The 19,769-nt window shown below is 40.7% G+C and carries 14 protein-coding genes; 11 read left to right on the top strand and 3 right to left on the bottom strand.

All coding sequences use genetic code 11. From position 1 onward, the window contains the following. Positions 1–40: 40 nt before the first annotated feature. The 5 genes from ACQK2H_RS05655 (at position 41) to ACQK2H_RS05635 (ending at position 10,570) form a co-directional block, all read left to right on the top strand. A complete protein-coding gene (locus ACQK2H_RS05655) occupies positions 41–6,373 on the top strand; it encodes an Ig-like domain-containing protein (RefSeq protein ID WP_425390481.1) in 6,333 nt (2,110 codons plus the stop codon). A 124-nt stretch (positions 6,374–6,497) separates the two neighbouring features. After that, a complete protein-coding gene (locus ACQK2H_RS05650; protein ID WP_425390480.1) occupies positions 6,498–8,360 on the top strand; it encodes a gamma-glutamyltransferase family protein in 1,863 nt (620 codons plus the stop codon). After that, on the top strand, positions 8,357–8,680 hold the full coding sequence (locus ACQK2H_RS05645; RefSeq protein ID WP_425390479.1) for a hypothetical protein: 324 nt from the start codon (positions 8,357–8,359) through the stop codon (positions 8,678–8,680). Before ACQK2H_RS05650 ends, ACQK2H_RS05645 begins: the two co-directional genes overlap by 4 nt. Positions 8,681–8,791: 111 nt before the next feature. Beyond that, positions 8,792–10,129, top strand: coding sequence for a hypothetical protein (locus ACQK2H_RS05640; protein ID WP_425390478.1), 1,338 nt, complete (start codon positions 8,792–8,794; stop codon positions 10,127–10,129). A 54-nt stretch (positions 10,130–10,183) separates the two neighbouring features. Further along, positions 10,184–10,570, top strand: coding sequence for a group III truncated hemoglobin (locus ACQK2H_RS05635; RefSeq protein ID WP_425390477.1), 387 nt, complete (start codon positions 10,184–10,186; stop codon positions 10,568–10,570). Positions 10,571–10,582: 12 nt separating this feature from the next. Here ACQK2H_RS05635 and ACQK2H_RS05630 read toward each other — a convergent pair whose 3' ends face one another. Beyond that, positions 10,583–10,846 (bottom strand): DUF1801 domain-containing protein, encoded by a 264-nt coding sequence (locus ACQK2H_RS05630; RefSeq protein ID WP_425390476.1) that lies wholly within the window; start codon positions 10,844–10,846, stop codon positions 10,583–10,585. Positions 10,847–11,184: 338 nt separating this feature from the next. Continuing rightward, a complete protein-coding gene (locus ACQK2H_RS05625; protein WP_425390475.1) occupies positions 11,185–14,544 on the bottom strand; it encodes a methylmalonyl-CoA mutase family protein in 3,360 nt (1,119 codons plus the stop codon). Positions 14,545–14,758: 214 nt separating this feature from the next. Between ACQK2H_RS05625 and ACQK2H_RS05620 the strand changes: the two genes are divergently transcribed. The 5 genes from ACQK2H_RS05620 to ACQK2H_RS05600 all read left to right on the top strand — a co-directional run bounded on the left by ACQK2H_RS05620 (position 14,759) and on the right by ACQK2H_RS05600 (position 18,058). After that, the gene (locus ACQK2H_RS05620; RefSeq protein ID WP_425390474.1) at positions 14,759–15,202 is read left to right on the top strand and encodes a hypothetical protein; all 444 of its coding nucleotides are present in this window, start codon (positions 14,759–14,761) and stop codon (positions 15,200–15,202) included. A 209-nt stretch (positions 15,203–15,411) separates the two neighbouring features. Beyond that, complete coding sequence (locus ACQK2H_RS05615) at positions 15,412–15,792, top strand: endonuclease domain-containing protein (RefSeq protein ID WP_425390473.1); 381 nt, start codon at positions 15,412–15,414, stop codon at positions 15,790–15,792. 156 nt (positions 15,793–15,948) lie between these two features. Beyond that, positions 15,949–16,620, top strand: coding sequence for a DUF2461 domain-containing protein (locus ACQK2H_RS05610; protein WP_425390472.1), 672 nt, complete (start codon positions 15,949–15,951; stop codon positions 16,618–16,620). Positions 16,621–16,782: 162 nt separating this feature from the next. Continuing rightward, positions 16,783–16,917 (top strand): hypothetical protein, encoded by a 135-nt coding sequence (locus ACQK2H_RS05605; RefSeq protein ID WP_425390471.1) that lies wholly within the window; start codon positions 16,783–16,785, stop codon positions 16,915–16,917. 166 nt (positions 16,918–17,083) lie between these two features. Further along, positions 17,084–18,058 carry an acyl-ACP desaturase gene (locus ACQK2H_RS05600; protein WP_425390470.1) on the top strand — a complete coding sequence of 325 codons (975 nt, stop codon included), beginning with the start codon at positions 17,084–17,086 and terminating at the stop codon, positions 18,056–18,058. 7 nt (positions 18,059–18,065) lie between these two features. Here the strand turns inward: ACQK2H_RS05600 and ACQK2H_RS05595 are convergent, their stop codons facing one another. Next, positions 18,066–18,953: an AraC family transcriptional regulator gene (locus ACQK2H_RS05595; RefSeq protein ID WP_425390469.1), complete on the bottom strand. Its 888-nt coding sequence runs from the start codon at positions 18,951–18,953 to the stop codon at positions 18,066–18,068. A 186-nt stretch (positions 18,954–19,139) separates the two neighbouring features. On the opposite strand from ACQK2H_RS05595, the gene ACQK2H_RS05590 reads away from it, so the two are divergent. Continuing rightward, entirely contained in the window at positions 19,140–19,730 is a 591-nt protein-coding gene (locus ACQK2H_RS05590) for a hypothetical protein (protein WP_425390468.1), read from the top strand. Positions 19,731–19,769 lie beyond the last annotated feature (39 nt).

The following is a 19,769-nucleotide window of genomic DNA, read 5'->3' as shown; positions in this document are numbered from 1 at the left end:
GCTCATCGGCTATCAAGGATTGAAAAAAATCGCAATAGCCATGAAAACACTTAACACTACTGATCAAGACCATAGAAGGTTAAAACAAAAGCTTTGGATAATCGAGGCACTTATTTTTATCGCTAGCTTATTTTTAGTTCATGCTAGTGAGGCTCAAAATGTTACTATACCTGATACCAACTTCAAATCTTATCTTTTAGGCAACACGTCCATAAATACAAATATGGATACAGAGATTCAGGTGAGTGAAGCGACTGCTTACACCGGAGTAATTACCTGCAATAATCTAACTATTTCAGATTTAACCGGAATTGAAGCATTTATAAACATTACCGAGCTTAACGCTTCTCAGAATGCTTTAACAAATGTCGATTTGAGTCAAAACACTGCCATAAGGATACTCTATCTATCATTTAATGATCTCACATCAATTGATCTATCTGATCTCGTCGGACTGGAGGAGCTTTATATCAATAGAAATGATCTCACAAGCCTTGACTTATCTAGTAATACTTCGCTACTGAAGCTGGAGGTTGATTACAATCCACTCTCATCACTGGATTTGAGTATGAACACAGCTTTGGAGTGGTTAAGTGTCAGAGGTGTTACATCATTGTCATCATTGGATGTGAGCTCAAACACGGCACTACACACAATTTATATTTCTGAAAGCAATTTCACATCTATTGATTTATCGCAAAACACACAACTTGAATATCTTTTTGCTAACAGTAATTCACTCACATCTCTGGATGTTTCTGCTAACACCATGCTTAAGGAACTTCATCTTTGGGGCAATGATTTAACATCACTTGACGTAACAAACAATGTGAATCTTTTGGAGCTGGGTTGCGCTAACAACTCTGGAATAACATCACTTAATATCTCTCAAAATACTGCATTAATTGATCTGGATGCCTCTGAAACAGGAATCACCACGATTGATTTGTCCAATAATACGCTTCTGGAAACTGTATCTATTACTGATAATAATTTAAGCTCAATAGATGTCACAGCTCTCACAGCGCTTGAGGAATTATATGTATACAGCACACTAATTGAAAGCATTGACCTTTCACAAAACACCAACCTTCAATACCTTGATATTGAGTATAATCAGCTAGAAGAAATTGATATTTCAAATAATACGGTGCTGGTAGAAGCTATTCTGAATGGTAATTCTCCATTACGTCATTTAAATGCTGCTAATGGCAACAATGAAAATTTATATCTTGAAGTCGATACATCTCCCAACCTGGAGTGCATTCAGGTAAGCAACGTAGACTATGCCAATGCTAACTGGGGAAAAGATGAAACTGCATCATTTAGCCTCGATTGTCCGGGTCCTTTTGAGTTGGTCTCGTTGACTCCTGGTGACAATTCGACTAATGCTTCAAAGGAATCTGTTTTGACCTTGACATTTACTCATGATGCAGCTATTGGTGCTGGCAATATCAGGGTTTATAAAGTTTCTAATGATGACCTGGTGGCACAACTTAATAATTTCAATGGTACATATATGACCATTGATGGTCCAAGCATAACCTTCGATTTTCCGGTAGATTTTCCTCAAGGAGAAGAGCTATATGTACAGGTATCTGATGCTTACCTTAGAAGTGATGAAATTAGTGAAGACTGGGAAGGGATTCAGGATGACAGAAGTTGGACTTTTACAGTAGAAGATACCCGACCCCAAATCGTTTCCTTTTCTCCTACAAGTGAAATCATACCTGCCAATGTGGAGTTGTCAATTACATATGACCGAAACATGGCATTAACCACATCTTCTATTCCAGCCATTAGGATCTATAACTCTGACGATACACAAGTTTTCTTTGCCAATAAAAACAGCCCTTACATCTCATTAGATGGGGCGATAGCTACTATTTCGCTACCTAACCCTTTAGCTTCTGGAACAGATTACTACGTCACACTGGGGGAAGGCCTTTTTGTGGATGCTGAGGATATTGCAAATGGAGGTGAGGATATCGATGACGATGAAACCTGGACTTTTAGTACAAGAGCCAATGATGGAAACGGACCTGATATTGTTTCATTAAGTCCTGCCAATGGAGCTACAAAAGTCGAACGAGCCGGAAATGCCATTGATTTTGAGATCACATTTGATGAACCGGTTTATCTGGGCAATCCAAACGGAGCTGTAAAGCTATATCGAGAAGCAGGCGAAACGGATGTGCTCTATTACAATATTGGAGCAAATGCATCAATAAGTGAAGATAACTTAACGGTAACCTTCAACTTACCCGGTAACTATACCATGCAGGAAAACACAGAATATTACATTCTGCTAGATGCGACAAACGGATCCAGTCAGGTGATCTTTGATGCAGACGGGAATAATGTCACAGCCATTGATGGAGAAAATGATTGGCGTTTTACAACGTATGGGGCAGTAGAAATTCTCTCGACTGTTCCCTCAGATGATGCTGTTGATGTCAGTACTTCTGGAGTGGTGTCATTCACAACAAATAATTATATTACTGTTGCGACGGGTGCACCGATTTATCTTAAATACGCAAGTAATAATGCAAATGCATCTGTTGTCACTACAGACTCAGAAGAGGTTACACTCAATGGTAAGGAGGTGACAATCGATTTTGGTGAGTTAAATACAAACACTTCCTATTATGTATATATTCCAAACAGTGCGTTCAGAGATGAATTCAATCAGACATTTACTATTACGGGTGCTGATACTTGGAATTTCACTACCGGTGATGAAGTCCCTCCCAGTGTCGTAACGCTTTCTCCCTCTCATCAATCTACAGACGTTGCAGCAGATGCAGATTTGGTTTTAACCTTTAATGAAGATGTTCAATTGAGCGGTGAAGGCTTATTTAAAATGTATGATCGATCCAATGATCAGCAAATAGGAACCATTTGGTCTTTCGATGGCGGAGCTTCTGTAGTTGATAATGAAGTAACATATGATATTCCTATTGACTTGCCTTATGGTACAGAAGTCTACTTTGAAATAACCAATGCGATCGAAGATTTAGCTGGTAACAGAGCAGAAAATATCACAGGCAGTGATGATTGGTATTTTACTGTCGAAGGTGAGCTGGATCCTCCACAAATAACATCTTTATCACCGACGAATGGAGCAACGGATGTTTCGATTACTTCAAATCTGGTCTTAACATTTAATGAGGAGGTTCAACTTACTGGTGCTGGCACTTTTAAGATGTTTAACAAAGTAACAGGTGAACAAATTGGGCCAAATTGGTTCTTTCCAGGTGGAGCAACGGTAGATGACAATATGGTAACATATGACATCCCTATTGACCTTCCTTATGAAACAGAGATATATTTCACCATAACCAATGCAATTGAAGATGTTTGGGGAAATGCCGCCGAAAATATCACAGGTGATGCTGATTGGGTCATCACGACGGAATTAGCTCCAGATGAAATAGCTCCAGTAATGACCAGTCTAAATCCATCTGACAACTCATTAAATGTTTCGTTGGATGAAGATTTAGAAATCACATTCGATGAGCCAATTGTAGGGAGCGCTGATGGAGGATTTGTTAGAGTCAAAAAGGTATCGAATGGGGCTCAGATATTAGGCGGTAGACCTGCGTTTGAAGAAGATCAATTTAGCATTGATGGAAACGTATTAACTATACATTTATCAGAGTACACTAATCAAGCTCCAGAATATGAAACAGAGTATTATGTAACAATCCAAAACAATGCTATCGAGGATCTTGCTGGAAATAAGTTTGCAGGCTTTGATGATACCATGACCTGGACCTTTACAACCGAAGCTGCTCCAGATGAAACTGCTCCAGTCATTACATCCTTAAATCCTACTGATGATGCAACCAATATTGCGGTAGATGAAGCCTTGACCATCACTTTTGATGAAGATATCATGATAGCTACAAGTGGTGCAACCAAGCAAGCAATTATAAAATTCGGAAGCAATCAAAATTTTGAAGTAGTTCCTCTTACAGCAGATAATATAGACGGAAACGTACTTTCCATTCCTCATCAAGATTTTGATAGAGAATCTTCTTATTACATATATCTAGCTGATGGAGTAATTGCGGATCTTTCCAATAATTGGTTTAGCGGCATCATTGAATCAACCGAATGGAACTTTACTACTGAAAGTAAGCTCGATCAGACCATCACATTCTCCGAAATAGAAGATAAAGTTTTCGGTGATGATTCATTTCAGCTTGAAGCTTCAAGTTCATCCGATCTTGACGTGCTATTTACAGTCGTTGATGGACCGATCTCATTAGATGGAAACACCGTGACAATTACAGGAGCAGGAACAGCTACTATTACAGCCAATCAGACTGGTGATGACACTTATAATCCGGCCCAAGAAGTCACTCAGACTTTCGAGATTGATAAAGCAAATCAGCTTATCACAATCACTCCAATTGATGATAAATTGATTGATTACAGTCCTTTTGAAATTGATGCTGAAGTGGACTCAGGCCTTGAACTAACCTATAGTGTTTCAGGCCCTGCCACTAATGAAGGAGCTACTGTCAGCTTAACAGGTGAAACAGGATCTGTGACAATCACAGTATCGCAGGCTGGTAATGTTAATTACAAAAGCACCTCAGCATCTGTGTCATTTGAGGTTACCGATCCATCCAAACAGAATCAGACTATTACATTCGCTGAAATTGGGAACAAAGTCTTTGGAGATGATCCATTTCAGATCTCAGCTTCAAGTTCTTCAGGCCTTGACGTATTGTTAACTATAGTTGAGGGGCCTATTTCATTGAATGGTAATACGGTGACTATTACAGGAGCAGGCACTGCAACCATAGCCGCCAATCAAGCCGGTGACGATACATTCAATCCTGCATCCGAAGTGATTCAATCATTTGTAATTGTAAAAGCAGATCAGGTTATAACAATCACTCCTATCGAGGATAAGTTGACCACCGATGCAGCGTTCGATATAGTTGCTGAGATTGATTCTGAGCTTGATTTAACTTATGAAGTGAGTGGACCTGCTACGATTGCCGGCACCACCATCACCTTAGACGGAAATGTTGGAACAGTAACCGTGACCGTCTCTCAAACAGGAAATGATAACTACAACAGTGCTTCAGCCTCTGAATCATTTGATGTAACAGATCCTTCAAAACAAGATCAAACCATTACTTTTTCTGAGATTACTGACAAGGTCTTTGGCGATGATCCGTTTCAGCTTTCCGCTTCGAGCACATCAGATCTGGATGTAACATTCAGTGTGGTAAGTGGGCCTGTTTCTTTGAATGGAATTGAGGTAACAATAACCGGAGCAGGAACTGCTGTGATTGCTGCTAATCAAGCAGGCGATGATACATACAACCCTGCACAGGAAGTAACTCAAACTTTTGAAATTGCAAAAGCAGATCAGGTTATAACAATCAATCCTATCGAGGATAAGTTGACCACCGATGCAGCGTTCGATATAGTTGCTGAGGTTGATTCCGAGCTTGATTTAACTTATGAAGTAAGTGGACCTGCTACGATTGCTGGCACCACCATCACCTTAGACGGAAATGTTGGAACAGTAATCGTGAACGTCTCTCAAACTGGAAATGATAACTACAACAGTGCTTCAGCCTCTGAATCATTTGATGTTACGGATCCTTCAAAACAAGATCAAACCATTACTTTTTCTGAGATTGCTGACAAGGTCTTCGGTGATGATCCATTTCAGCTTTCTGCTTCAAGCACATCAGGTCTGGATGTAACATTCAGTGTGGTAAGTGGGCCTGTTTCTTTGAATGGAATTGAGGTAACAATAACCGGAGCAGGAACTGCCGTGATTGCTGCTAATCAAGCAGGCGATGATACTTACAACCCTGCACAGGAAGTAACTCAAACTTTTGAAGTTGCAAAAGCAGATCAGGTTATCACAATCACTCCTATCGAGGATAAGTTGACCACCGATGCAGCGTTCGATATAGTTGCTGAGGTTGATTCCGAGCTAGATTTAACTTATGAAGTGAGTGGACCTGCTACGATTGCTGGCACCACCATCACCTTAGACGGAAATGTTGGAACTGTAACCGTGACCGTCTCTCAAACAGGAAATGAGAATTTCAATGCGGCATCTGAAAGCACCTCCTTTGAAGTGGAAGAAGCTGTGCTTTCAGCGAATCCTGGCCCCCAAATAAATATCTATCCAAATCCGGTAATTGATTATTTAACCATAGAATCAAACAATACATCAAGAATGCGGCTAGTAAACCTGAACGGTCAGGTTATGATAGAAAAAGAAATGAGCTATGGAATACTAAATCTATCAGATTTAAAAGCTGGTGTCTATGTTCTTGAAGTAGTTTCAAATGACACCATCACACGAAGAAGGATCGTGAAGGCAAACTAAGGAGGCAATAGCTTAGGCTAATGCGATTTCGGGCGGCTCCAGGAGCTGCCCTTTTTTATGACTTCAAAAAACAGCTATAATTAGTAAATTGAGGTACATTCAATGACTAAAACCTATCCTCATCATGCTAACCAAAAGACTCCTCCATTTTACATTATGCATACTATGTGTATTTATCCTTGTTGCACAATCCACGCAAAAACCTGTTCTACATGGTAAGCACTGGATAGCCATTACCGGCAAGCCCTTAGGAGCAACCGCTGGCGCTATGATCTTTAATCAAGGTGGAAATGCTGTAGATGCAGCTTGCGCCATGCTCGGTGCGACAAGCACTATGTGGGACGTACTTAGCTGGGGTGGTGAAACGCAAGCATTGATTTATAACCCCAACACTGGGAAGGTAATCGGAATCAATGCCCTTGGTGTGGCGCCTTCTGGTGCAACTGCAGAGTTCTATAAAGAAAAAGGATACGACTACCCTCCCAATTTCGGTCCACTTGCAGCAGTAACTCCCGGAACTCCCGGAGGGTTGATGACTATGCTTGCGGAATATGGAACCATGAGCCTAGAAGAGGTCCTTGCTCCTGCCATGGAAATGGCACAAGGTTATCCGATGGAAGGACAAACAGCGAGTAGAATTGAAGGATCAAAAGATGAAATAAAAAAATGGCCACCCTCTGAAAAGGTTTTTCTAACTAATAAAGGTGAAGAATGGGAAGCTCCTGAAGCAGGTGAAATTTTTGTTCAATCAGACCTGTACAATACACTATCTAAACTTGTTGAAGCTGAACAAAACGCGCTTAAGGCAGGAAAAAACAGAAAAGAGGCCATTTATGCTGCGTATGATCGATTTTATACCGGGGACATTGCCGATGATTTCGTGAATGGAGTAAAAGATTTAGGTGGATTGATCACCAAGAAAGACCTGGCAGACTGGAAAGTCTACATCGAAGAACCATTAAAGACAAACTACAAAGGGATCGATGTGTACAAGCTTACCTCTTGGGTACAGAGCCCTGTCATGCTCCAATCCCTGAACATGGTGGAGCAATTGGATGTCAAGTCAATGGGTTACAATTCGGTCAACTACATCCATGCACTTTATCAGATCATGAACCTGACCTTCGCTGATCGTGACTTTTACTATGGTGACCCTTATTTCCCCCCTGAAGAACCAATTAAAGGACTGATGTCTAAAGAGTACGCCAAAGCAAGGCTGAAAGAAATCAACTGGGAGGAAAATAACGCTGAGGTAAAACCTGGAGATCCGTACCCATTCCAGGATGGAAAAAATCCATACTTGAAATACATTGAGGATTGGACGAAGGAAATGAATGGGAAAACAGGGTTTGTTCCTGATATCCAATCTCCTCAATCAGAATTTCCAACCGGCACAGAGATATATAATGGTACCACTTCGATTCAAGCTGCCGATGAAGAAGGCTGGGTTGTATCAATCACTCCAAGTGGTGGTTGGGTGCCCGCAGCAATTGCAGGGAATACCGGGATTGGGCTAAGTCAACGAGCCCAGAGCTTTGTACTCAATGAAAGTGAAAATCCCTACAATGTCATCGAACCTGGTAAACGACCTAGAGCTACACTAACTCCGACATTGGCCTTGAAAGATGGCAAGCCATTCCTTTCATTCGCAGTACAGGGTGGTGATTCTCAAGACCAAAACCTCTTGCAGTTTTTTCTGAATATGGTAGAGTTTGATATGAATGTTCAGGAAGCGGCAGAAGCAGCAAACATCAACAGCTATCAAATGCGCGGATCTTTTGGTCAACATGAAATAGAGCCAGGGAAACTTTTAATTCGAGAAGATACTCCTGACTATGTGAGAAAGAAATTGAGAGAGATGGGTTATACGCTACAGATTCGTGAACGTACCTCAGGTCCTATCAATGCCATATTCTTTGATTGGGAAAATGGCAGCATGTGGGGTGGCAGCAGCAATTTTGGTGAGGATTACGGAATTGGTTGGTGAGCATAGCAATGCGTATTGTCAATTTCTTGAAACGTGAGTTTGGTCCCTACTTTAGGGATTTTAGTGAATATGATTTCCGGTTTTTTCGAACCTTCAGAGATTCTTTTCTAAGATCCACCAAAGTCATTGAAGCCAATGATGGTACCTATACAGGTGAATTGAAGTTTACTTTCAATGTATTTACCGTTCTTTTTGTTATTTATTACTTATACAATTCAGCAGGCTTTGATATTGGTGATTTTCAAATGTGGAAATATCCTCTTCCACATCAACGATACGTAGAGTTAAATAAGAGTATTGAAGAAGATTATTACGGCTAAATAACAGCAATTGCATTTATACCCTTCTATTTTTTTTCACTCAAACTCCTTTTTTATAGAAAAAAACCATGGGGATTTTTTCTTTCTGCCTCATTTTACCTGACGTCTGTAATGTTCACGCTTTTAATCATTTTGGTTTTCGTATTGAACAGCCTAGATATTGAATCAGAATTAATCATCATTCCTACTTTCTTCTTCATCTCTGTTTACCCTGTAATTGCACTTCGAATTCAGCATTGGTCCTGGTCAATTCTAAAAGGAGTTATCGCGGTTATTATTCCCTTTTTGATTAGTTCTGCTTTTATGATCAATATGCTGGATAACCTCATAATAAATCTCATACAGAATGAAGAGGTGTTGGAGATGAAGCCGTCCAATGAACTTGTGATAAAAGTAGATGCTTTAGAATTTGAACCAGGGAGAATTCAACAGGTTACAATGATCGATCATAAAAACTTTATCATTCTGGGAGAGAATAATATTTCCTGGTTTAAAAACCAAGAAATATCAGCCAGCATACCACTTACAGACTATCACTCAAAGAAAATGATGTTATTGAGTGATAGAGGACCATTGCTTGTGGTTTGCTACCATGAACATGATGGTGTTTTAGAACAGGGTATTATGACACTTTATTCAATGAAAGGAGATACTCTCTGGAATAAAAGGATAAATGCAAGTAATCAGCAGAAATCATTGTCATTTACTCTATCTGATAGAGATAAATATTCAATATTTTCTTTAGGCAATAGAGTTAGCCTATCCAAAACAAATAATAAATGGGTGGGTGATATAGAAGTTTTACCAACTTCACATGTATTAACAGAGTTCCAATCAACCGATAGCGGGGATATCCGCATTATCACTAAAAAAGGAAATCATCATATCATCAGTTATTCACTTGAATTTGTTGGTATTTCTGATACTGTTCAGTGGAAAAGAGACATTTATACTAAAAGTGGCCCATTTGACCCACTTGATGAACTTACCGTTTCCTATGACTCATTAAATCAAACCATTTACACCCATTATACTTTAGCCAATGATTCCACATATGAAGCATACCTGAATGCAATTGATATAAAAACCGGCCATTTGAATTGGAGTAATTCGATTACTATTCCAGCTCATGTTACTGAATATGAAGGATTAACGTTTGATTATGATTATCTCTACCTCTACGGAGAAGGACATAAATTTTATTCAGAATGGTTTTGGCAACCGACCTATCATATCGGACTTTTAGTTAAAGTGGATAAAAAAACTGGAATGAAAATGAATCATATCTTCTTGGGACCAAATGAGAATTGGGATGCTCATTCTCACATTTATGGAGTTACTTCAATAAAAGACTCCTTATTTCTTCTTACCTATGACGAACCAAAAGAATCTATTTTGGGAGAAGATACAGATGAAATTCTCTTAAAAAAACTACCACGAAATTTCTGAAATGGAACTGAAATGCACCGAGGATAGGTTGCAGAAGTAGACCTTTTACATCCAATGAAACAAATAGAATCCAGAGAGGATATTTCATTACTAGTACACACCTTTTACAATCGCATTCGGAAGGATGAGTTACTTGGGCCAATTTTTAATCATCACATTGAAGAAGAAAGATGGCCGGTACATTTGGAAATGCTGACAGATTTCTGGGAAATGAATTTGTTTGGAACCGGAAATTTCAATGGAAAACCAGGTATGAAACACATCATGGTGGATCGATCATTAAAAAATGGAGTCACAGAAGATCATTTTCGACAGTGGGTGGGCCTATGGTTTGATACGCTTGATTCACTTTTCGAAGGCTCTAAAGTAGAACTAGCCAAAAACAGAGCCATTCAAATGGCCAATGGACAATTCAATATGATTGTAAAAAGTCGTGTTTAAGACGGAGTAGAATTAGCAATCAATATCCTCACCTCTTTGCCACATTTCCAACGCTTTTGATATGAATTCCTCAATCCGTGTTTCCGCAATATTGGTGGATTTTTTAAACCTAAGGCATCCTTTACCATGATTGATACCCGCTAATAATTCACCAGATGGATCTACCTTGCTTGCATTTCCAACATATAAGGCCACATAGTTTTTCTGAGCATTCAACTGAAATATCACACCCTTATTATCTGCATAACTGAGCATTTTATATTTGATCCCTTCCATAACCCAAATTATGCGATAAGCATAATTTGCCCAATGGGCAGACGAAAGCTTTGCTTTGTCTGGGTACCCTGACAAAAATTTCCGGAAAGGAAATTTTTCGTCATTATTCAATAGAAAATTTGGCAACACTTTGACAGAAATTCTCTTGAATAATTCGGGTTAAATGGATGTAGCTCAAACAGCATTGATCTGATTTCCATTAATTTCTCTTTCCTCCAGTCAGTCTCTAACTGTTGTAAGTATTCTTTTGGGGTTTTTGCTTCGTACTGCATTACATATTTCTGCGGTATTGGCAGAGATCCTTCGCTTCGCTCAGGATAGGCGGATGTTAATTCTCCTTACATATTACGCCTATATTGTCCGCCTACCTCAAACATGGCATGCGTAATCTGACCCAGTGAGCAATACTTCGTGGCTTCCATTAGGGTTGCAAACGTATTTTCATTGTGAAGTGCTGTTTCCTGAAGCTTGCTTAACATCTCCTCAGCTTTCGTCTCATTACCTTCTTTCAACGCATTGAGGTTCGTGATTTGCTGCTCTTTTTCATCCTTCGTTGCACGAATCACCTCATCAGGGATGATGGTTGGTGATCCCTTGGAAGAAAGGAAGGTATTCACCCCTATGATTGGTAGTTCGCCTGTATGCTTTTTGGTTTCGTAATAAAGTGACTCTTCCTGAATTTTACCTCGCTGATACATGCTTTCCATAGCACCAAGCACGCCTCCTCTTTCGGTGATTCTGTCAAACTCCAACATCACAGCCTCCTCAACTAAATCAGTCAACTCCTCGGTAATGAACGACCCCTGCATCGGGTTCTCGTTCTTCGCCAGACCAAGCTCTTTGTTGATGATTAGCTGGATCGCCATGGCACGTCTCACAGAACCTTCCGTTGGGGTAGTGATCGCCTCATCATAAGCATTCGTATGCAATGAGTTACAGTTGTCATAAATCGCATAAAGCGCCTGAAGTGTGGTTCGGATATCATTGAAATCGATTTCCTGTGCATGAAGGGAACGACCGGAAGTCTGGATGTGGTACTTCAATTTCTGTGCACGCTCATTCGCTCCGTACTTCAGCTTCATGGCCTTCGACCAAATTCTTCTGGCTACTCGTCCGATCACCGCATATTCCGCATCCACTCCATTGGAGAAGAAAAACGATAGGTTCGGCGCAAAGGCGTTGATGTCCATACCGCGTGACAGATAGTACTCAACAAACGTGAACCCATTGGCCAATGTGAAGGCCAACTGAGTAATCGGGTTGGCTCCTGCTTCCGCAATGTGATACCCAGAGATAGAAACTGAGTAAAAGTTTCTGACATTATTGTCAATAAAATACTGCTGCACATCACCCATCAGTCTCAGCGAGAATTCCGTGGAGAAAATGCAGGTATTCTGTGCCTGATCTTCTTTCAAAATATCCGCCTGTACCGTTCCACGCACAGAAGAAAGTGCTTTCACTTTCATTTCCTGATATACATCTGCCGGAAGTACCTGATCACCGGTAACCCCCAGCAATATCAACCCAAGTCCATTGTGTCCCTCAGGTAAATCGCCTTTGTAGACTGGACGAGCTACACCTCTGTCTTTATAGATTTTCTCAATTTTCTTCTCTACTTCTTTTTCCAGCCCATTCTCCTTGATGTACTTCTCACACTGCTGGTCAATCGCCGCATTCATGAAGAACGCACAAATCGTTGCAGCAGGACCATTGATGGTCATGGATACTGAAGTAGTCGGATCGCACAGATCAAAGCCCGAGTACAGTTTCTTTGCGTCATCCAGGCAGCAAATGCTTACCCCAGAGTTTCCGATCTTTCCGTAGATGTCCGGACGATAATCAGGATCTTCTCCGTACAGGGTCACGGAATCAAATGCGGTAGATAGTCGTGCCGCAGGTAGGCCATGCGACACGTAGTGAAATCGTTTGTTGGTTCTTTCTGGCCCTCCTTCTCCGGCAAACATTCGGGTTGGATCTTCGCCTTTTCGTTTGAATGGAAATACTCCAGCGGTGAAAGGAAACTCACCGGGCACATTTTCCTGTAGGCTCCAATGCAGGATGTCTCCCCAGCCATCGTATTTCGGTAGGGATACGCGTGGCACTTTCGTATGGGAAAGCGTTTCGGTAGTCGTTTCTACCTTGATTTCTTTGCCGCGTACTTCGTAGGTATACTCTTCCCCTTCGTAGTTGGCTTTCTTTGCCTCCCACTCTTCCAAAAGTTTCAAGTTGTGTGGATCAAGATCCAGTTTCAATTCTTCTTTGGCTTTATCAATGGCGGCTAAAGCGTCTTTCTGATCCTTTAGAATTTCACCGGATTTCTCCAAACTGTAAAGCTTCTGCGCGACCTCCTTCTGTTCAAGGGCTTTCTCATTATAGCCTCGAATCGTTTCGGTAATCTCTGAGAGGTATCGTGTTCTTTTTGGTGGGATAATGAACACTTTTTCGCTCATCTCATCTGTGCTGGCAAACGAAGACTTCAGTTCTGCTCCGGTTTTCTCCGCGATGAGGTTCATCAGCGACAGGTATAGTTTGTTCATGCCCGGATCATTGAATTGTGATGCAATGGTTCCGAAGACCGGCAAATCTTCCTCTTTCGCATCCCACAGCTGATGGTTGCGCTGATATTGTTTCTTCACATCTCTCAAAGCATCCAAAGCACCACGCTTATCGAACTTATTGAGGGCAATCATGTCTGCAAAGTCCAGCATATCGATTTTCTCAAGTTGAGTGGCCGCCCCATATTCTGGTGTCATCACGTAAAGCGACGCATCAGAGTGGTCAGTGATCTCCGTATCAGACTGACCAATACCGGAAGTTTCCAGGATGATCAGGTCAAAACCTGCTGCTTTTACAATATCTATAGCGTCCTGTACATACTTGGATAGTGCGAGGTTAGATTGACGAGTAGCCAGTGAGCGCATGTATACACGGTTGTTGAAAATGGCGTTCATACGGATTCGGTCACCAAGTAGCGCTCCGCCTGTCTTTCGCTTGGACGGATCAACAGAGATTACTGCAATGTTTTTGTCTTTGAAGTCTACAAGAAAGCGACGTACCAGCTCATCTACCAGTGAAGACTTACCAGCTCCACCCGTTCCGGTGATTCCAAGCACCGGGGTATCAGCAGCCTGCTTGCGCAAGGCCTCCATCTCTTCTTTATTTTGGTCGGGATAGTTTTCTGCAGCTGAAATAACCCTAGCAATCGCTGCATGATCGTTGGTGTTGATCTTCTTCACCTGTCCATTCAGGTTTTCACCTACGGCAAAATCGCTTTGCTTTACCAGGTCATTGATCATACCCTGCAATCCCATGGAGCGTCCATCATCCGGGGAGTAGATACGCGTGATGCCGTGATTGTGCAGCTCTTCGATTTCTTCCGGAAGGATGGTTCCTCCTCCTCCACCAAAGATTTTGATGTCTGCCCCCCGCTCTTTCAGCAGGTCATACATGTACTTGAAGTACTCCACGTGCCCGCCCTGATAAGAAGTGATGGCGATGGCTTGTGCATCTTCCTGGATGGCACAATCCACGATCTCCTGTACGGAGCGGTTGTGACCCAAGTGGATCACCTCACAGCCGGTCGACTGGATGATTCGTCGCATGATGTTGATCGCTGCATCGTGCCCATCAAAAAGGGACGCTGCAGTTACAATTCGAATGTGATTCTTGGGCTTATAAATCTCAACTTTTTGGGTCATGTCGCTTCAAAATTTTGAACGGTAAAGTTACTGAATATGAAGGTGATTTGGAGAGATTTGGTTCACAGGGAATTAAGTTGAATAACCTTTGGCTTGACTGAATTAAAAGTGAGATTTTGTTTGGTGAATTATATCACGAGCTGTAAATCAAGAAATAATCATTTAGTTACTAATAACGCTATAATAAAATAATGACATTTCTTAAATTTAACAAATGAAGTCAACTTCCATTACTATATCATTTCTTGCAATTTTGATAATTGCATGTCAAAGTGCTAATAATGACGATATCCTTGTCGATTTAAGTCAAACTATTAATCTTCCTTCAGATTCGCTTTTTCAACAACTTGGAGAAATCACAGAGAAAGTAAATCATTCAGGCAAGTATCCTTGTGAAAAATCTGATTGCATGAAATTCACCTTTCAAGATGGGAAATATGAAGTTATTACAAGGAATGATATGGTTGAATGGTTAACCATAAACAAAATTCCAGACTACTCTGGAAATGAAAACGCACTTCAATATTTAGGTTTATCCAATGCTAACCCTGACTTTATCAATCCGGGAATAGTTACTAGATGGGAGAATTATAACAATATTCACGAAATAAGTTTCTTTCCCGATTATGCACTAATCATATTCAGCGAACCAGACTAACTTATACTATACATAAAGTGTGGCTTTTATTTTAGTTACTCATGGCAATCTCCCTAGCCCTCGAAACGTCGAACCGCTTTCCACAAAGGGGGAATACATCCATTTTGATTTGAATAAAATAAGGAAGGAATCCCCCTTTCCTAAAGGGGGGTGGCTTGGTTTTTCAAACCAAGTCGGGGGATTCGACGCAACGTTTCTATTTTTACTTCATGTACTACCTGCCGTATAATAAGAAACTGAAGCAATTCTCCCGTGACCTTCGCAATAACAGCACACTTGGTGAGGTGCTGCTGTGGCAGGAGCTGAGAGCCGGCTCCATCAAAGGCTATAAATTCAACCGGCAGAAACCGCTCGATCAATACATCGTGGATTTCTATTGTAAGAAGCTCAACCTGGTAATCGAAGTGGATGGCAGTAGTCATTATCATGAAGAAGCACGAATGAAGGATCAGGCCAGGCAAGAGGTGCTGGAAGCTATGGACTTATCCTTCCTCCGGTTTGATGATCTGGATGTGAAGCAAAACATGGCTTTTGTGTTGGGGGAGATTTATCGGTTTGTAGAGGAGTGGGAGAAAATCAAGGGAGTATAACAATCCCCCTGGCCCCCTTTAGGAAAGGAAGAATACTTCTGATTTTGAATTAACTGAATTTTGAGGGAATCCCCCTTCTAAAAAGGGGGTGGCTTGATTCTCCGAATCAAGTCGGGGGATTCGACGTAACATATAATCCTTCCCTAGCTTTACCCCATGCAAAGAACCCTCTCCTTCCTCTCTGACTTGTCACAAAACAATAGCCGAGACTGGTTTCAGGCTAATAAGGAGGTATACGATGCGGCTCATGAGGAGATGATTGCTTTTGCGGATAAGTTATTAAGTGAGATGAATTCGCATGATGTGATTGGGACGCCAAGCGGAAGGAAGAGCTTGTACCGCATATATCGGGACGTACGCTTTTCGAAAGATAAGACGCCTTACAAAACGCATTGGGCAGGGCGAATGCGACGAGCGGGAGCAGAACGCAGAGGGGGGTATTATTACAAAATCGGTTTGAAGGAGTCCTACGCTGTTGGCGGCTTCTTTGGTCCTAATGCCAAAGACCTGCTGCATTTCAGAAATCAAATCGCACTGGATGCTGACCCTTTGCGGTCGATTCTTGAATCCAAGGCATTCAAAACGACTTTTGGTGAACTACAAGGTGAGCAACTCAAAACAGCCCCCAAAGGGTTTGAAAAAGATCATCCGGAAATTGACCTACTTCGATACAAGCAGTATTTCATCCGACATGATTTTACCCAAGAACAGGTCCTGGATGCTGATTTTCCTAAAACCGTATCTGAGACATTTAGAAAAATGCGACCGTTTTTCGATTGTATGACCGAGATGATCACCACGGATTTGAACGGGATACCATTGGTTTAGAATTTCAACAAAAAATCCCGATCTCTGAGATGAAACCGGGATACCCTAAATAACTAACCTAACCTAATAACTGAATTATCATGTAAAAGGCCAGCATACAGGACTTTACCCCCAATCGATTCGTCTACATTCAAGAGCAATTGATCTAACTTTCCATACGAAATGGCTCAAATAATTGGCTTAGGTGGCGTTAGCAGGTCTGAAAAATCTACTCTGGCCAGAAGACTGAAAGAAAAACTTGAACCAAGGCAAGTGCCGTCACTGGAAATGAATGAGTATATTTTTGATGTGAAGTAAAACATGGGTTTTGTACTCGGAGAGATTTATCGGTTTGTGAAGGAATGGGAAAGACAACTTTTCCCATAGTCCATTGCCTACATAAGAAATGCTTTCTATTTGCTTTCAGCCGGTTTTAATTTCAATAAAAGGCCTACAATCCAATACATAAGAATACCTTCGTATAATGAACTTGAATAATATACGTAAGGAAGTGATGCTTACGCTCGAGAAATCGATGGATGAGCTCTTAAGTAAATACCTGAAGCCTATTGAAGAAATATGGCAGCCATCTGATATTCTTCCTGATTCTAATTCTCCGGATTTCATTGAGGAGATACGTGATATTCAAGGGCATTCAGCGGAAATGGACTATGACCTATTTGCTGTACTGATTGGAGATACTATCACTGAAGAGGCACTTCCAACGTACGAATCGTGGCTAATGGACATGGAAGGGGTAAATCAAAATGAACGAAGTGGATGGACTCAGTGGGTAAGAGGCTGGACGGCTGAAGAAAACCGTCACGGAGATTTACTAAGTAAATATCTCTATCTATCCGGAAGAGTAAATATGAGAGAAATGGAAGTGTCTACACATCACTTACTGAATGATGGATTCGATATTCAAACAGCTAAGGATCCCTACCGAAGCTTTATCTATACTAGCTTTCAAGAACTCGCAACCAATATATCGCATAGAAGAGTGGCTAGTCTGGCCAAAAAAGCAGGAAACGACTTACTAGCCAAAATGTGTGGTATCATAGCCTCTGATGAAGCACGTCATGCGAATGCATACAAAAATTTCATAAAGAAAATTTTCGAAATAGATCCAAGTGAAGTGATGCTTGCTTTTGAAGATATGATGAAGAAAAAAATTGTGATGCCTGCACATTTCCTGCGTGAATCCGGAGGGAAAATCGGAGAGCTATTCAAGCATTTTTCAGATGCAGCACAACGAACCATGGTTTATACCACCCAGGATTATATCAACATTCTGAATGCTTTAATTAAAGAGTGGAACGTTGAGAATATTAAAGGAATCAATGAAAAAGCTGAAAAAGCGCGTGATTACCTTATTGCTCTTCCGGACAGGTTGCAGCGACTATCCGAGCGAGTACAAATTCCTGAAAAACAATATCAATTTAAGTGGATTTTATAACTGCACATTAAAGCATCTGTTGAATTGATTTACGGTAATTGGAAGGGCTTTTTCCAGTAAATGACTTGAACTGATCTACAAAATGAGAATAGTTGCTAAAGCCACACTGAAAGCATATTTCCGTAATGCTGATTTCTTTCTCTGCCAGTAGTTTGGAGGCATGCACCAGGCGGTACTCATTTAAAAATTGTGTAAATGTTTTTGAGGTGATCTTCTTGAAATAGCGACAAAAAGAAGTCTCTGTCATGCTTACTAATTCAGATATCTCCATGATAGAGATTGATCGCTGAAAATTATTTCGGACATAATTTAGCACTGCGTTCAATCGATCATTGTCTTGCGGCGCTGCAACCATTGAAAAGCCATTCGCATTTAAAATACTATACTCTTGTGCCATGGATAGGTCTCTAAGGATATCCAACAGACTTAATACCTGATCGAATTTATTCTTAGCGGATAAAGCAACAATCTTCTCACCAACCCTTTCCTTACTTTTCCCGTAAAAGGCCAGGCCTTTTTTAGCCCGCTCGAATAATGCACTGATATTTTTCATTTCAGGCAATCGCAAAAACTCGTCTCCCAGAAAATCCGGACGCATCTGAATCACTGTCTCACTTTCATGACCTGATAATCTATCAGTAAATCCCTGATGTGGCAAGTTTGATCCAATCAAGACTAATTCACCATCATTGAAATAGGATAGATGACTTCCTATGTGACGTTTCCCCCTGCCCTTGTTTACAAATACCAACTCCAACTCGGGATGATAATGCCAATAAGGACGCGTATTTCGATGATTCTCGGTGAAATGACGCACAAGAATAGATCCCTCATGTGGAAAAACTACTTTTTCCAGAGGTGGACTAGTGAATTTCTTATTTGATACCTTAGGCAATCTTTTATTGAATTAAATGATAGTAAATATCAATTTCACTACAAATTTCTTCAATGAATTTTACATTTCAATGAATTTCATTCAATAATGGATAATATACCATAGATATAAGGAAATATTCAGGTGATTCATGCTGGCTGTGACCTCTAGGTTTGCATTATTACAAATTCATAAAGTAGTAAGACAATGAAAAAGCTAAGAAACTTAGTTATCGCGATGATCTTGATGGTGTCAACGATCAACGCAGGTGTAGTATTCGGTATGGGGCATTCGCTCTTTGTTCATGTAGTTGGTGAAAAGCAGATTGACCTTCATCTAACGGACATTGATGGTGATGTGAGGTTATACTTAGCTGATGAGAATGGAGAAGTTTTTCATCAGGAAAAATTGAAGGCTAAAGGAGAAATGAAGATTAAAATAGATCTTACGAATATCGAAGAAGGCAGATATATGCTCACACTGAAAGATCAGGCCAAACAGCAGCAGGTTCCTGTAATTATCAGCAAAGAAGAAGTACGTGTAGAGATGAATAAGCTTTCTAAAACTTATTTCCCAAAAGTGAAAGTAGATCAAGAGCTAGTAGTGGTTCAATTGCTTTCTGACGGAGAAAATGATTTAAATGTAAGTATTCATTCAAGTGAGGGGGAGTTGCTATTTGACGATCAAATAAAAGGAGCAGTTGGCCTTATTGGCAAACGATTCAAATTTTTACCGGGTGACTACAAATTGACTTTGACCAGCGAGGGTTACTCCGAGGTGAAGTATTATTCATTTTGATTAATTAATGGTTATTAGTATTTGGTTAAAGTATCCTGT

Source organism: Ekhidna sp. (assembly GCF_965228795.1).
GTDB lineage: Bacteria > Bacteroidota > Bacteroidia > Cytophagales > Cyclobacteriaceae > Ekhidna.
Note: the sequence above shows the minus strand (reverse complement) of the source record. Positions and strands in the feature narration are given on the sequence as shown.

Excerpts from the sequence above, each read along its gene's own strand:
- ACQK2H_RS05655 (WP_425390481.1), top strand. The coding sequence starts at position 41 with ATGAAAACACTTAACACTACTGATCAAGACCATAGAAGGTTAAAACAA.
- ACQK2H_RS05625 (WP_425390475.1), bottom strand. The coding sequence starts at position 14,544 with ATGACCCAAAAAGTTGAGATTTATAAGCCCAAGAATCACATTCGAATT.
- ACQK2H_RS05620 (WP_425390474.1), top strand. The coding sequence starts at position 14,759 with ATGAAGTCAACTTCCATTACTATATCATTTCTTGCAATTTTGATAATT.
- ACQK2H_RS05610 (WP_425390472.1), top strand. The coding sequence starts at position 15,949 with ATGCAAAGAACCCTCTCCTTCCTCTCTGACTTGTCACAAAACAATAGC.
- ACQK2H_RS05650 (WP_425390480.1), top strand. The coding sequence starts at position 6,498 with ATGCTAACCAAAAGACTCCTCCATTTTACATTATGCATACTATGTGTA.
- ACQK2H_RS05590 (WP_425390468.1), top strand. The coding sequence starts at position 19,140 with ATGAAAAAGCTAAGAAACTTAGTTATCGCGATGATCTTGATGGTGTCA.
- ACQK2H_RS05600 (WP_425390470.1), top strand. The coding sequence starts at position 17,084 with ATGAACTTGAATAATATACGTAAGGAAGTGATGCTTACGCTCGAGAAA.
- ACQK2H_RS05635 (WP_425390477.1), top strand. The coding sequence starts at position 10,184 with ATGAAACAAATAGAATCCAGAGAGGATATTTCATTACTAGTACACACC.
- ACQK2H_RS05605 (WP_425390471.1), top strand. The coding sequence starts at position 16,783 with ATGGCTCAAATAATTGGCTTAGGTGGCGTTAGCAGGTCTGAAAAATCT.
- ACQK2H_RS05640 (WP_425390478.1), top strand. The coding sequence starts at position 8,792 with ATGTTCACGCTTTTAATCATTTTGGTTTTCGTATTGAACAGCCTAGAT.
- ACQK2H_RS05630 (WP_425390476.1), bottom strand. The coding sequence starts at position 10,846 with ATGGAAGGGATCAAATATAAAATGCTCAGTTATGCAGATAATAAGGGT.
- ACQK2H_RS05615 (WP_425390473.1), top strand. The coding sequence starts at position 15,412 with ATGTACTACCTGCCGTATAATAAGAAACTGAAGCAATTCTCCCGTGAC.